The sequence below is a fragment of the Rhizobium sp. 05N49 genome (assembly GCF_056396805.1).
In genome coordinates, this window is sequence record NZ_JBFTME010000001.1 from 658,900 (window position 1) to 672,011 (window position 13,112).

Below are 13,112 nucleotides of genomic sequence, written 5' to 3' on the forward strand. Positions count from 1 at the left end.
CGTCGTTTCAGTCGATACTCAGTCTGTATCCGATCCCGCGCACCGTTTGCAGCCAGACCGGATTGGCAGGATCATCCTCGATCTTGCGGCGCAGGCGGTTGATCTGCACGTCGATCGTACGTTCGCCGACCTCGGCATCGTCTCCGATCAGCTCGTGGCGCGGGATCGTGTCGCCGGCCCGACGGGCAAAAAGCAGCATGATCTCCTGCTCACGGTCCGTCAGGCGGATCACTTCCGCAGCCTTCTTCAGCTCCTTGCGCGTGAGCGAGAAGGTGTAAGGACCGAACATGATCTGCTCGATCTTCGGCGTATCACCACTGCTGTTGCGCCGCAGGATATTGTTGACGCGCAGGACAAGTTCGCGCGGATCGAAGGGCTTGGGAAGATAATCGTCGGCTCCGGCTTCAAGCCCGGCAATACGGCTGTCGGATTCTGCAAGCGCCGTCAGCATGATGATCGGCACGTTCTTCACGGCCCTGAGCCCGCGTGTCACTTCGATGCCGGATTCGCCGGGCATCATCACGTCCATGATGATCAGGTCGAAATCGAGCCCTTCCAGCTTACGCTGCGCCTCCGCCCCGTCAGAGGCAATGGTCACCCGAAAACCGTTTTCCGTCAGGTAGCGGTTCAGGAGCGCACGGATACGGGTATCGTCGTCGACGACGAGAAGATGCGCCGCGTCATCGGAAATGCCTGTCTTGACCGCCATTCAATCCGCCTTCTGTCTGTCTCGCATGCCTCTGAGGAATGCCTTTACGCCCTCCCGTGCCTCCGGGGTAGCTCCCCCGAATGCCCGTTCAATACGGCGTGATTGCGGCTCGGCGAGCGCCAGAGCCAGCTCCCTGCCCGATTTGGTGGGATAGAGCTTGCGCTGTCGGCGATCCTCCGGGCCGGCCACCTGCCGAATATAGCCTGAATCGATCAGTTGTTTCAGCACTCTTGCAAGGCTCTGCTTGGTGATCTTCAGCGTATCGAGCAGATCGGCGACCGTCATTCCCGGATTTCGGTTGACGAAATGTACGACGCGGTGATGCGCGCGACCAAAACCACTCTTTTCGAGAATGGCGTCGGGATCGGATACGAAGTCACGATAAGCGAAGAAGAACAGCTCGATGATCTCGAAATCGATGATCCCGGTATCTTCCATCGGCGTGGCCAGCGGCTCAGGTTTGCCTGCTTTCGAGCTGGTCTGTCGTGGCACTCGGCATTCCCTTCCTCTTGGCGCGATATAGCGAAGCTTGCACAAAAGCATGCCCGCCTCGTTGGCATTGCGTCGGTGGTCGTTTCCCCGGACGTTGCAGGAGGCCTCGCACGGACTCCTCCTTCCGGAAACTAAAGCCCGCCCGGCAAATCTCCAATACAACGCGCAATTTCCCCCAACGTCAGTGGATAGAACGTAATGGGGACAACAATCAACTGACATGACGCAAAAGCGCCGGGAGAGGCGAGGATGCATTCTGATCTGCGGCCGATCGCATGGCGCAGCTGCGATGGCGTTTTGTGTCAGGCGAACCGCAATCGAGGTCCATCCCGGCCTGTTTGAGGACCGGCACACCCGCAGACGGTGATCAAGTTCACCGGCCGCCGCGGCATTGAAGCCGTCGAACAATCAATCTTCCCGGAAGAGCCAAGCGGCTTCTCCGGATGCGTCCTACGGGCGCGGAAATTACTCCCGTATCCGGAATCGGTTGTAGCATCGCGCCGGCGACCATCTCCGAACGCTTGAGGAGCAACCCATGGAGGAAATCTATCCGGCCGCGGCAATCGCTGCCGAATAAATCATTCGCCAATCATGACAGCCCAGCCAGACGTGTCGTCCACGGGCCATTTGGTTGTCCTGCGTCGGGCGTGCCGAACCGTCAGCGTGCCTTGGCCATGACCAGCCCGGCAAGCGTCGAAAGGATGCCGCCGCCGATCAGCCCGCCGATACCGTCGGCGATCAGCCCGGTCGCTGCAGCTTCACCGCCGAGCATGCTGAGCAGCATGCCGCCGCCAATACCGCCAATTGCGCCCGCAATCGTTCGAGCAACGACGTTGATCGCCGTCTGTTTCAGTGCGGCGCTCGCAGCATTGCCGCCGACTGCCCCTGCAATCACTTGTGTGATGAGCGGAAGTAGAGCTTCCATCATTTCCTCCTCTGGCGATCTCCCCGATCGCCGACTCATGCCATCACCGGATGACATGTTAGAATATTATCATATTCCAGAGAGGAAGTAGAGATACATAACAACCCACGCGGGAGCTGTGACATGTGAGAAAGGCGACCCAAAGGCCGCCTGTCACTTCTGCCGCTTATTGATAGACGTAGACGATGCGGCGCGTGCCCGGATCGACCAGCACCGGTCGATCGTTGATGCGCACGTAGCGATACTGGTAATCCGGAATCGTCTGGAAGGTTACGTCCGCGGGCACTTCGGCGCCGACGACCACATCACCGCCAAGCTGTACCGCCTGCCCCGGCGTCGTGTCGATATAGGTGCGGACTTCCTCCGGTGGCGTGATGGTCTCGACCGAGCCGACCGGGCCAATGAGTTCGTCGCCTGGTGCAGGCATCGGCTCTGCCGGCACGACGCTGGCGGTTGTCTCATAGGTCACCACAGGCACACCGAGATCGCCGCGATGCTGCTCTACGATGACGGGAGAACCGCCCTGATCGACCTGCAGATATTCGGCATAGACCCAGCCGCGCACGCCATTCACATCGACGCGGCACCAGCGGCTGCCTTCGATGCAGCCATCGAGAACAGCGGTCGAGCCACGCGTGGCAAGACCGACGGACGGATATTGCGGACCGGGCCCCGAACGGATGTTCAGGTCGTTGATGGACGTCGCCACCATCTCCGCCTGAGCAAGGCCGGCACTCGCAGCCAGAAAGGCGCCTGCCAGCAAAAGGTTTCTCTTCAAGGTCATTGTAAGGTCTCCTTGTTGCGATGGGCTGACAACGCGCGGGTTGCGTGGTTGTTCCGCGGCATCAGGCAAGGCGGAAGAATGGCGTAAAGAAGACAGCGGCAAACATTTGAAATCGCTTCAGAAAGCGTCCATGTGCGAGTGCCGCGCCACTCTCCCGAACCCGATAAATTCCTGTTGCGACCTGTCGTTTCCGCGTGAACCACGCCGAAAATTCCGGCTGCCTTCGACCGCAATTGCGCCTATAGAGACAGGCGATTGAAAAGACGAAACGAGGCATTCATGGGCATGCTCCAGGCCGGCATCATTCCGGTAACCCCCTTCCAGCAGAACTGCACCATTCTCTTCGATCCCGATACGAAGGAAGGGGTGGTCGTCGATCCCGGTGGCGACGTCCCGGTTATTGTCGGGGTAATCGAGGAGCACGGCCTGAAGATCAAGGAAATCTGGCTGACCCACGGCCATCTGGACCACGCCGGCGGCGCCAAGGAACTGAAGGAAAAGCTCGGCGTCGATATCGTCGGCCCCCACGAGGACGACCTGCCGCTCCTGCAGCGCATCGAAACTCAGGCCGCGAAATATGGCGTCGAGGGCCTGCAGAACGTCGTGCCCGACCGCTGGCTGAAGGATGGAGACAAGATCTCCTTCGGCTCTCACGAATTCGAGGTCTATCACACGCCGGGCCATGCGCCGGGCCACGTCATCTATTTCAACCGTGCCCAGAAATTCGCCCATCTCGGCGATGTGCTCTTCAACGGCTCGATCGGCCGCACAGACCTGCCCGGCGGCAATCATCGCCAGCTTCTGGACTCCATCAGGGGCAAGGTGCTGCCGCTCGGCGACGATGTCGGCTTCATCTGCGGCCATGGACCGGGTAGCCGCATCGGTGATGAACGCCGTGAAAATCCCTTCCTGAAGGAGATCTGATCATGAAGCATATGAGCTGGCTGAACCCGCCGCCCTTCTTTGAAGAGCGCGACGGCGCGCTCCATGTCCGCTCCGGCGAAAAGACCGATTTCTGGCAGGGCACCTATTACGGCTTCCATCGCGACGATGGTCACTTCTTGCATGAAAGCCGCAAGGGTGACTTCACCGCCGAGATTACCTTCTCCGGCAATTACGAAGCGCTTTACGATCAGGCCGGCCTGATGATCCGCGCCGATGAGAAGCACTGGATGAAATGCGGCATCGAATATACCGATGGGGCCAGGCACTTCAGCACCGTGGTTACCAACGGCAATTCAGACTGGTCGGCTTTCCGCATCGGCCATGATTTCGATGCCATATCGATCCGCGCCACCCGCAACGGCGACGCCCTGTTCATTCAGTACAGTACGGACACTATGGACGAATGGCGCATGGCCCGCCTCGCCTGGTTCGATCCGGCCCTTGAGGAGGTGCTGGTTGGCCCGGTCTTCTGTTCACCGCAGCGTGCCGGCTTCGAAGCCGTCTTTCACGATTTCACGTTGGGCGATCCGCTCTCGCGCGACATTCACTGAGGCTGCTTGCCGCGATGCCGGTCGACGATAGGGAAGTCTGACCGCTTACATCAGCTTCTGGCCATTCGGCACCGGCCGCTCGACCGCGGCAAGGACGATATCGCCCTTCTCATCGGCAAAACCGAGTGTCAGCACTTCCGAGCGGAACGGACCGATCTGCCGCGGCGGAAAATTGACGACGGCGAGCACCTGTCGCCCGACGAGCCGTTCCGGCGAATAATGAACCGTGATCTGCGCCGAAGATTTCTTGACGCCGATCTCGGAGCCGAAATCGATCAGAAGCTTGATCGCCGGCTTTCGTGCTTCCGGAAATGGATTTGCCTCGATGATCGTGCCGACACGAATGTCGACGCGCTCGAAATCTCCAAAGCTTATCTCTTCGGCCATGACCGCCTCTCAGCCGGCGAGTTCTTCGGCGCGTTTGCGAGCTGCCGCAAGCGCCTGGTCGAACAGCGGCTGCATACCGTCTTCCGCCATCAGCACGGAAAGAGCGGCAGCGGTCGTACCGCCGGGAGAGGTCACATTCTGGCGCAGGCGCGCAGCGTCGTCGGGGGACTGGTGCAGCAGCTCACCAGCCCCCGCCACAGTTTCCCGCGCAAGACGCATGGCAAGGTCCGCCTGCAGGCCAAGTTTGCGGCCTGCTTCTGCCATGCACTCGACGAGATAGAATACATAAGCAGGCCCGCTGCCGGAGACTGCCGTCACGGAATCGATATCGGATTCGGAAGGCACCCATTCGACAGGACCGGAGACACGAAGAAGCGCATTGACGCCATCGCGCTGTTCGGCGCTGACACGCGCGTTGGCAAAGGCGCCCGTCACGCCGCGCCCGATCATGGCAGGCGTGTTCGGCATGGCGCGCACCATCGCCGCCTCGCCGAGATGCTTTTCAAGAAAGGCCAGCGTCTTGCCGGCCGCGACCGAAACCACCACTGTCTGAGGCCCGACGACACTCTTGACTGTGGGAAGCACGGCCTCCATCACCTGCGGCTTCACCGCAAGAAATAAGACGCCGGCTTTAAGATCGGCCGGAGCGGCAGTGACATGCGCGGCGCCGGCATCGGCAATCGTCGACATCATCGCCGGCGACGGGCCAGGATCGACAACGACGACAGCAGAGCCCGGAACTCCGCTCTTCAGCCAGCCCGAAAGCATCGCTCCGCCCATATTGCCGGCCCCGATGAGGACGACCGGATTGGTAGCGGAAAAGGTAATCGCAGGCATGTTACGCCTCGCCGACAGTTTCGAAGAGTACGGCCTCCATCGCCTTGTTGGCTTCCATGCCGGACCAGACGACGAACTGGAAAGCCTGATAATAGGCCTCGCAGGTGTCGAGTGCACTCGAAAGCAGCACCTCGACCTGACGATTGGTGGGCTCGGCACCGCCGGCAAGCAGCAGCGACTGGCGGAAGATGACGACATCTTCCTGGCGCCACAGGTCGAAATGACCCATCAGCACCTGGCCGTTGATCGCCGAGAGCAGCTTCACCACCTCGTTGACCCTGATTTCAGGAACCCGGATGTCGAAGGCGCAGCCGAGATGCAGCGCTTCGAATTCCTCCATCCAGGAGAAGGAGACGTGATAGTCGGCCCAGCGGCCCTCGACCGTCATCGCGATCTCGTCTTCGCCGGAGCGCTCGAAGGCCCAGTCATTGTTTGAAGCCACGTACTCGATCATGTCGACCGGGTTCGACTGGCGTTCGACTTCCAATTCCATAAGGCTCATGCAGCACCTTCTTGACCGGAATGAATGCGGCCTAACTTCGTGAAAAACACAAAACGAGACACACGCAATACCGGAAACAACCACTGGGGATGATCGTTGAACCGCTGCCAGACTAACGCAGTGAACCTGCCCGGAGCTTACCATTCGCTTCGAATCATCATTTAAAATCAGTCTATAATGGGCCTCGCGGCCTGCCAGCCCCCTTCACGGAAATTTGGCCGGACCTGCTGTGGAAAGCACTTATGGAATCAGATTCAGCGGGGGAGGTAAAAGACTCTGCCCATTGGCTTTTTTGGCAGTGTCCACAGGTGAAAAATCACACCCGATTTTTTTATCGAGGATGCGGCATGTTACATATGGGCCACGCCGCACCTTATACAGCATCTTCTTTAAGCTGAGATCACTTGCCCTTTGCGGCGAGCTTGGCTTCGAGCACAGCTATGCGGGCGGCGAGCGCCTCGTTCTCGTCCCGGGCCTTGATAGCCATTTCGCGCACGGCTTCGAATTCCTCGCGCTTGACGACATCCATGCTGTTCAGCCAGCGCTCGGCATGGGCGTTGAAAGCGGTTTCGACTTCCTTGCGCACGCCCTGCGCGGCCCCTGCCGCATCGGTCATCAGCTTGGCGAATTCATCCATGATGCGGTTCGTTCCGGTCGTCATGGCGTATTTCTCCCTTCGCACGACGTGGATGTCTGGCCCTGCGGCCTCTGAAATGGAGGTAGGGCTTCGACGTTAAGGATGCAAGCGCTTTACACGGGATAAGCCCTTGCGCGCAGGGCCGTGACGAACAATGCACTTGACCCCCAGAGATCGCAGGGTCATGTTCCGCGCATCTCAACGGGTGGGAAAACCTTGCCGATAGCCGCTGATCTTCTTGCTATAATGCCTTTCCCTGATATCGATCCGATCGCTTTTTCGATCGGCCCGCTGGCGATTCATTGGTACGGCCTGGCCTATGTCGCCGGCATCCTGCTTGGCTGGGCCTATGCCCGGCGTATCGCGGCAAACGATGCGCTCTGGCCGGACAATAAATCGCCAATAACAAGGGCCCAGCTCGACGACTTCATCGTCTGGGCCGCACTCGGCATCGTTCTCGGCGGCCGCATCGGCTACATCCTTTTCTATGACCTCGGCGCCATTATTGAAAATCCGATCCGCGCCGTGCAGATCTGGAACGGCGGCATGTCCTTCCATGGCGGCCTGGCCGGCACGACGATCGCCATGATCCTCTTTGCTCGCCGCAACCACATTCCGATCTGGAACCTTTTCGATATCGTCGCGACTGTCGTGCCCTGCGGCCTGTTTTTCGGCCGTATCGCCAATTTCATCAATGGTGAGCTCTGGGGCCGGCTGACGGATGTGCCGTGGGCAGTGGTCTTTCCGACGGGAGGCCCTTTTGCCCGCCATCCGAGCCAGCTCTACGAAGCCGGCCTTGAAGGTATCGTGCTGCTCCTCGTCCTTGCCGCCCTCGTCTATGGCACCAAGGCGCTGAAAAGCCCCGGCTTGATCACCGGCGTCTTCGTCTGCGGCTACGCGCTCTCGCGTATCTTCGTGGAATTCTTTCGCGAGCCGGATGCGCAGCTCGGCTACCTGCTGGGAACGAACTGGCTGACGATGGGAATGGTCCTGTCGTCCCCGATGATCCTGCTCGGCCTTTGGGCGATCTTCCGCGCCTGCCGACAGGCCGCTGCCTTGCAGCACTGAAGCTACCGGAATTGTTGCCATGACCACCGCTTTGGGCGAAAAGATCAAGACGATCATCCAGGCAAACGGGCCGATCAGCGTCACCGACTACTTTTCGCTTTGCCTGGCCGATCCCGAACACGGCTATTATCGCACCCGCGAACCCTTCGGCCGCTCCGGCGATTTCGTCACCGCGCCTGAAGTCAGCCAGCTCTTCGGTGAAATGATCGGCGTTTTCGTCGTTCACGCCTGGCAGCGCCATTCAACGCCGGCAGGCGTTCGCCTGGTCGAGATCGGTCCGGGCCGCGGTACGATGATGGCGGATATGCTGCGTGTGATTTCACGCATCGCTCCGCCGCTCTTCGACAACATGACGATCCATCTCGTCGAAACCAGCGAACGCCTGCGCGATGTCCAGAGCCAGGCGCTGGAAGCCTATGACGGCAAGATCAGCTGGCATGCCGGCTTCGACGAAGTACCGCCGGGCTTTACCCTGATGGTCGCCAATGAACTCTTCGACGCGATCCCGATCCGCCAGTTCATCCGCACGTCGACCGGCTTCCGTGAACGCATGGTCGGTCTCGATGCCGATGGCGAGCTGATGTTTGCCGCCGGCGTCGCCGGCATTGATCCGGCGCTGCTGCCGGAGCCCGCGCAGAATGTTCCCGTCGGCACGCTCTTTGAGATTTCGCCTGCCCGTCAGGCGGTCATGAGTGCCGTCTGCGAAAGGCTGCGGGCCTTCAGCGGCACGGCGCTCGCAATCGACTACGGACACCTTGTCACCGGCTTCGGCGATACGCTGCAGGCCGTGCGCATGCATGAGTTTGATCCGCCGCTTGCCCATCCCGGCGAAGCGGACCTCACAAGCCACGTCGATTTCCAGCAGCTCGCCGAAACGGCCGCGTCCGCCGGTCTCCACATCAACGGCGCGCTGCATCAGGGCGATTTCCTGACCGGCCTAGGCATCCTTGAGCGCGCCGCCGCACTCGGCCGCGACCGCGAGCCGCATACGCAGCAGATTATCCAGAGCGCCGTCGACCGTTTGGCAGGAGCTGGGGAAGGCCGCATGGGCGAACTTTTCAAGGTGCTGGCCGTCTCGCATCCGGCAATCGACCTGATGCCGTTCCGCCCGGTGGATTGACAGACAACGTCGCGCTCGCCAACATCCAGGCAAATGACAGTGCTTCGCCGGACAAGAGCCGGCGGAGACGACGTCGATCCCTCTCCAAAAAACCGGAATATCACATGACAGATGCGGACTCTCCGGCACCGATCGAAAGCGCGCTGCTGAACGAAGCGGCCGGCAGCACGATCCGCCACGGCTATTTCACCCGTGCGGGCGGCGTTTCCCAGGGAATCTATCGCGGCCTCAATGTCGGCCTTGGCTCGCATGACGAGCGCGAAAATGTGCAGGAGAACCGCAGACGCGTCGCCGCCTGGTTCGGCCTGCCGGTCGAGCGGCTGGCGACGGTCCATCAGGTCCATTCCCCCGATGTCGTCACAATCGGACCGGACTATGATGGCGACCGGCCGCAGGCAGATGCCATGGTCACGGCAACACCGGGCATCGCGCTCGGCGTGCTTGCGGCCGATTGCGGCCCGATCCTGTTTGCCGATCCGGAAAGTCGGGTCATCGGCGCGGCCCATGCCGGATGGAAAGGCGCGCTGACCGGCGTGCTTGAAAACACCATCGATGCCATGGAGGCCCTTGGCGCGACCAGGGACAACATCGTCGCCTGCCTCGGCCCCTCGATCAGCCAGGCAAGTTACGAGGTCGGCCCGGAATTCGTCGAGCGCTTCCTTGCCTATGATCCGACCTACGAACGCTACTTCGTCCCCTCCCAGTCAGCGGGCCACGCAATGTTCGATCTGCCGGCACTGACCGTCGAACGGCTGAAAAACGCCGGCGTGCGCGCCGAAAGCCTGGGTGTCTGCACTTATCCCGATAGCGAGCGCTTTTTTTCCTATCGCCGGACCACACATAAAAAGGAGCCGGATTACGGCCGCCAGATTTCGGCGATAAGCATAACGGAGATGTAAGCAGCATGGCACTTCATTTCGAACCGGCTGAATTCGCCAGCCGCCTCGCCCGCCTGACGGACAAGATGAAGGAAGAAAAGCTCGATGCGCTGCTGCTTTTTGCACAGGAGAGCATGTACTGGCTGACCGGCTACGACACCTTCGGCTACTGCTTCTTCCAGACGCTGGTCGTCAAGGCTGACGGCACCATGGCGCTCCTTACCCGCTCGGCCGACCTGCGCCAGGCCCGGCACACCTCCGTTATCGAGGACATCCATGTCTGGGTCGATCGCGTCAACGCCGACCCGACGATGGATCTCAAGAATCTGCTGGTCGAAATGGACCTGCTCGGCGCCCGTATCGGCGTCGAATATGACACGCATGGCATGACCGGCCGCGTCGCCCGGCTGGTCGACGCGCAGTTGACGACCTTCGGCCAGCTCAGCGACGCCTCCTACCTCGTCAGCCGCCTGCGCCTCATCAAGAGCCCGACCGAAATCGCCTATGTCGAGCACGCGGCCGTGCTGGCCGACGACGCGCTGGATGCTGCGATCGGCCTGGCCAAGCCTGGCGCCGACGAAGCCGATATTCTTGCGGCCATGCAAGGCGCGGTCTTCACCGGTGGTGGCGACTATCCGGCCAACGAATTCATCATCGGTTCAGGCGCCGACGCCCTGCTCTGCCGCTACAAATCTGGCCGTCGCAAGCTCGATGCCAATGACCAGCTGACACTCGAATGGGCCGGCGCCTACGCGCATTATCATGCCGCCATGATGCGCACGATCGTCATCGGCGAGCCGACACACCGCCACCGCGAGCTCTACAATGCCTGCCTCGAGACGATCCAGGCGATCGAGACCGTGTTGAAGCCCGACCACACCTTCGGCGATGTCTTCGACATGCATGCAAGGATCATGGACGAGCGCGGCCTCGCCCGCCATCGCCTCAATGCCTGCGGCTATTCGTTGGGAGCCCGTTTCTCGCCCTCCTGGATGGAGCATCAGATGTTCCATGCAGGCAATCCGCAGCCGATCGAGCCCAACATGTCGCTCTTCGTGCACATGATCATCGCCGATTCCGATACAGGTACGGCCATGACGCTCGGACAGACCTATCTGACGACAGATGAAGGCCCGCGTGCGCTTTCACGCCATCCGCTGGATTTCATCGGCGCCTAAGTTCTGCAATCACCGGCAAGAATCCGGAATTGACAGACAGGTCCCCCCACCCCCATAAATTCGCACGGGGCTGATGCTGACGTGGGAAGGGACGAACCGAGGGATGACGCGAGTTGCGACTGCGCCCACGCTCCTGATCTGTCTTGCCTTGCTTTCTGCTTGCAACACGACCGATGCATTGACGCTCACGCCGCCGATGGAAATCGGCCACTCCTCGACGGACCAGCGCTCATCCACACCGGTGACGCAGGGCGAAGCCGAGCGTATGGCCGGAGCGCCGCAGCAGACATTTCCAGCTGCACCCCGTCGGAACGGCTATACGCCAGCCTATAGCCAGCAGACATATCCGACCCAGCCGGATTATCAGGCGCAGACCTACCGGCCCGGCACCGGCGCTCCGCCGACGACCATGCAGGCCCAAGCCGATGCGCTGTCCCGCAACGGCTCTTCGCCCGCTGCGTCCGGACCGATCGAAAGCGGGTCGCTTGCGCCACCTACCGTCGCTGCCGAACAACCGCCGTCGCGTCAGCCGACACAGACGGCAGCGCTTGATCCGTCCGTTTCTTCATCGACGTCGGCGCGCGGCAATACCGTGCGCTTCCTGCCCATCATCGGTGCGCCGGTGCAGGCCGTGACCCCGCTGTCCCGCCAGCTCGGGACGGAAGCCCGCGCCCATGGCCTTGCCATCAAGAGTTCCAACGACACCAGCAGCGACTATATTCTGAAGGGTTACCTCTCCGCCTTCAGCGACGAAGGCAAGGTCACCGTGGTCTATGTCTGGGATGTGCTGGACAATGCCGGCGGCCGGCTGCACCGCATTCAGGGACAGGAAAGCGTGCCGACGGCGGCAACCGATCCCTGGGCCGGCGTGCCCGCCTCCGTGATGCAGCAGATCGCCTCCAAAACGATTTCGGAATTTACATCCTGGCGGCAAAGCCAGGGCGGTTAGTCACAAGCTTTTTATAAATATAAAAGTATGTGATGCCTTAGCCCTTGCATTCACCGGGAAGCTGGCTAAAAAGCGCGGCTATCAGCGCATAACAGGCGGACCAAGATGAAGGTTTTCGCAGGCAATTCGAACCGGCAACTCGCCGAAGCGATCTGCAACTATCTCAATGTTCCCTTAGGGAAAGCCAGTGTCCGAAGGTTTGCCGACCAGGAAATCTTCGTGGAAATCCAGGAAAATGTCCGCGGCGAGGACGTCTTCCTCGTGCAGCCGACCGCCTTTCCTGCCAATGACCACCTGATGGAGCTGCTGATCATGATCGACGCCATGCGTCGTTCGTCAGCCCGCCGCATCACCGCCGTGCTGCCGTATTTCGGCTACGCCCGCCAGGATCGTCGCGCCTCAGGCCGCACCCCGATCTCCGCCAAGCTGGTCGCAAACCTGATTACCGAAGCCGGCGCCGACCGCGTCATGACGCTCGACCTCCATGCCGGTCAGATCCAGGGCTTCTTCGATATACCGACAGACAACCTCTTCGCCCTGCCCGTACTGACGCGCGACATCAAGAGCCATTATGACCTCAGCAACGTCATGGTCGTCTCGCCTGACGTCGGCGGCGTGGTGCGCGCCCGCGCGCTCGCCAAACGGCTGGACTGTCTTCTGGCCATCGTCGACAAGCGTCGCGATCGGCCCGGTGAATCCGAAGTCATGAACATTATCGGTGACATCACCGGCAAGGATTGCCTGTTGATCGACGACATCGTCGATTCCGGCGGCACGCTCTGCAACGCCGCCGATGCCATGCTCGCCAAGGGCGCTTCCAGCGTCACCGCCTACATCACCCATGGCGTGCTCTCCGGCGGCGCGGTCACCCGCGTAACCTCGTCGAAGCTGCGCGAACTCGTCATCACGGATTCGATCCAGCCAACGACGGCCGTCCTCTCGGCCCACAACATCCGCGTCGTCACGACAGCACCGCTGATCGGCGAAGCCATCAGCCGCACGGCACAGGAAGAGTCCGTCTCGAGCCTCTTCGACTAAAAAGAGCCGGTATTCGACCGGCTCTTTTGTTTCGGCTTGCATTCTTGTTACTGTCCGGTCTCACTCAGCCCTATCAAGGGCTGATTGTTCACCGTCACAGAACCATCCGGAT

Annotated in this window: 16 protein-coding genes; 8 read left to right on the top strand and 8 right to left on the bottom strand. The window is 60.8% G+C overall.

The features are described 5' to 3' along the window. Window positions 1-7: 7 nt before the first annotated feature. The 4 genes from AC1DF8_RS03365 to AC1DF8_RS03380 all read right to left on the bottom strand — a co-directional run bounded on the left by AC1DF8_RS03365 (window position 8) and on the right by AC1DF8_RS03380 (window position 2,910). The gene (locus AC1DF8_RS03365; RefSeq protein ID WP_112972225.1) at window positions 8-709 is read right to left on the bottom strand and encodes a response regulator; all 702 of its coding nucleotides are present in this window, start codon (window positions 707-709) and stop codon (window positions 8-10) included. Then, entirely contained in the window at window positions 710-1,201 is a 492-nt protein-coding gene (locus AC1DF8_RS03370) for a MarR family winged helix-turn-helix transcriptional regulator (protein WP_112543583.1), read from the bottom strand. A 658-nt stretch (window positions 1,202-1,859) separates the two neighbouring features. Beyond that, complete coding sequence (locus AC1DF8_RS03375) at window positions 1,860-2,126, bottom strand: hypothetical protein (protein WP_112543582.1); 267 nt, start codon at window positions 2,124-2,126, stop codon at window positions 1,860-1,862. A gap of 166 nt (window positions 2,127-2,292) precedes the next feature. Beyond that, window positions 2,293-2,910: a DUF1236 domain-containing protein gene (locus tag AC1DF8_RS03380; protein WP_112543581.1), complete on the bottom strand. Its 618-nt coding sequence runs from the start codon at window positions 2,908-2,910 to the stop codon at window positions 2,293-2,295. A 279-nt stretch (window positions 2,911-3,189) separates the two neighbouring features. Between AC1DF8_RS03380 and AC1DF8_RS03385 the strand changes: the two genes are divergently transcribed. Together AC1DF8_RS03385 and AC1DF8_RS03390 are read left to right on the top strand one after the other, a co-directional pair. Beyond that, window positions 3,190-3,834, top strand: a complete 645-nt coding sequence (locus tag AC1DF8_RS03385) for an MBL fold metallo-hydrolase (protein ID WP_477994970.1) — start codon at window positions 3,190-3,192, stop codon at window positions 3,832-3,834. 2 nt (window positions 3,835-3,836) lie between these two features. Continuing rightward, window positions 3,837-4,406: a DUF1349 domain-containing protein gene (locus tag AC1DF8_RS03390; RefSeq protein ID WP_477994971.1), complete on the top strand. Its 570-nt coding sequence runs from the start codon at window positions 3,837-3,839 to the stop codon at window positions 4,404-4,406. Between the two features lie 45 nt (window positions 4,407-4,451). Here AC1DF8_RS03390 and AC1DF8_RS03395 read toward each other — a convergent pair whose 3' ends face one another. The 4 genes from AC1DF8_RS03395 to AC1DF8_RS03410 form a co-directional block, all read right to left on the bottom strand. After that, window positions 4,452-4,793, bottom strand: a complete 342-nt coding sequence (locus AC1DF8_RS03395; protein ID WP_112972222.1) for a tRNA-binding protein — start codon at window positions 4,791-4,793, stop codon at window positions 4,452-4,454. A gap of 9 nt (window positions 4,794-4,802) precedes the next feature. Continuing rightward, a complete protein-coding gene (proC, locus tag AC1DF8_RS03400; RefSeq protein WP_112543577.1) occupies window positions 4,803-5,630 on the bottom strand; it encodes a pyrroline-5-carboxylate reductase in 828 nt (275 codons plus the stop codon). A gap of 1 nt (window position 5,631) precedes the next feature. After that, window positions 5,632-6,132: a type III secretion system chaperone family protein gene (locus AC1DF8_RS03405; protein ID WP_112543576.1), complete on the bottom strand. Its 501-nt coding sequence runs from the start codon at window positions 6,130-6,132 to the stop codon at window positions 5,632-5,634. A 400-nt stretch (window positions 6,133-6,532) separates the two neighbouring features. Further along, entirely contained in the window at window positions 6,533-6,793 is a 261-nt protein-coding gene (locus AC1DF8_RS03410) for an accessory factor UbiK family protein (protein ID WP_112543575.1), read from the bottom strand. Between the two features lie 192 nt (window positions 6,794-6,985). On the opposite strand from AC1DF8_RS03410, the gene lgt reads away from it, so the two are divergent. The 6 genes from lgt to AC1DF8_RS03440 all read left to right on the top strand — a co-directional run bounded on the left by lgt (window position 6,986) and on the right by AC1DF8_RS03440 (window position 13,000). Then, window positions 6,986-7,837 carry a prolipoprotein diacylglyceryl transferase gene (gene lgt / locus AC1DF8_RS03415; protein WP_477994972.1) on the top strand — a complete coding sequence of 284 codons (852 nt, stop codon included), beginning with the start codon at window positions 6,986-6,988 and terminating at the stop codon, window positions 7,835-7,837. A 19-nt stretch (window positions 7,838-7,856) separates the two neighbouring features. Then, a complete protein-coding gene (locus tag AC1DF8_RS03420) occupies window positions 7,857-8,957 on the top strand; it encodes a class I SAM-dependent methyltransferase (protein ID WP_113115258.1) in 1,101 nt (366 codons plus the stop codon). 104 nt (window positions 8,958-9,061) lie between these two features. Next, window positions 9,062-9,856 carry a peptidoglycan editing factor PgeF gene (gene pgeF, locus AC1DF8_RS03425; RefSeq protein ID WP_477994973.1) on the top strand — a complete coding sequence of 265 codons (795 nt, stop codon included), beginning with the start codon at window positions 9,062-9,064 and terminating at the stop codon, window positions 9,854-9,856. A 5-nt stretch (window positions 9,857-9,861) separates the two neighbouring features. Further along, window positions 9,862-11,013 carry a M24 family metallopeptidase gene (locus AC1DF8_RS03430; RefSeq protein WP_477994974.1) on the top strand — a complete coding sequence of 384 codons (1,152 nt, stop codon included), beginning with the start codon at window positions 9,862-9,864 and terminating at the stop codon, window positions 11,011-11,013. Window positions 11,014-11,116: 103 nt separating this feature from the next. Further along, window positions 11,117-11,962, top strand: a complete 846-nt coding sequence (locus AC1DF8_RS03435) for a hypothetical protein (RefSeq protein WP_477994975.1) — start codon at window positions 11,117-11,119, stop codon at window positions 11,960-11,962. Between the two features lie 105 nt (window positions 11,963-12,067). Beyond that, window positions 12,068-13,000, top strand: coding sequence for a ribose-phosphate pyrophosphokinase (locus AC1DF8_RS03440; protein ID WP_007824382.1), 933 nt, complete (start codon window positions 12,068-12,070; stop codon window positions 12,998-13,000). The last annotated feature ends 112 nt before the right edge of the window (window positions 13,001-13,112 follow it).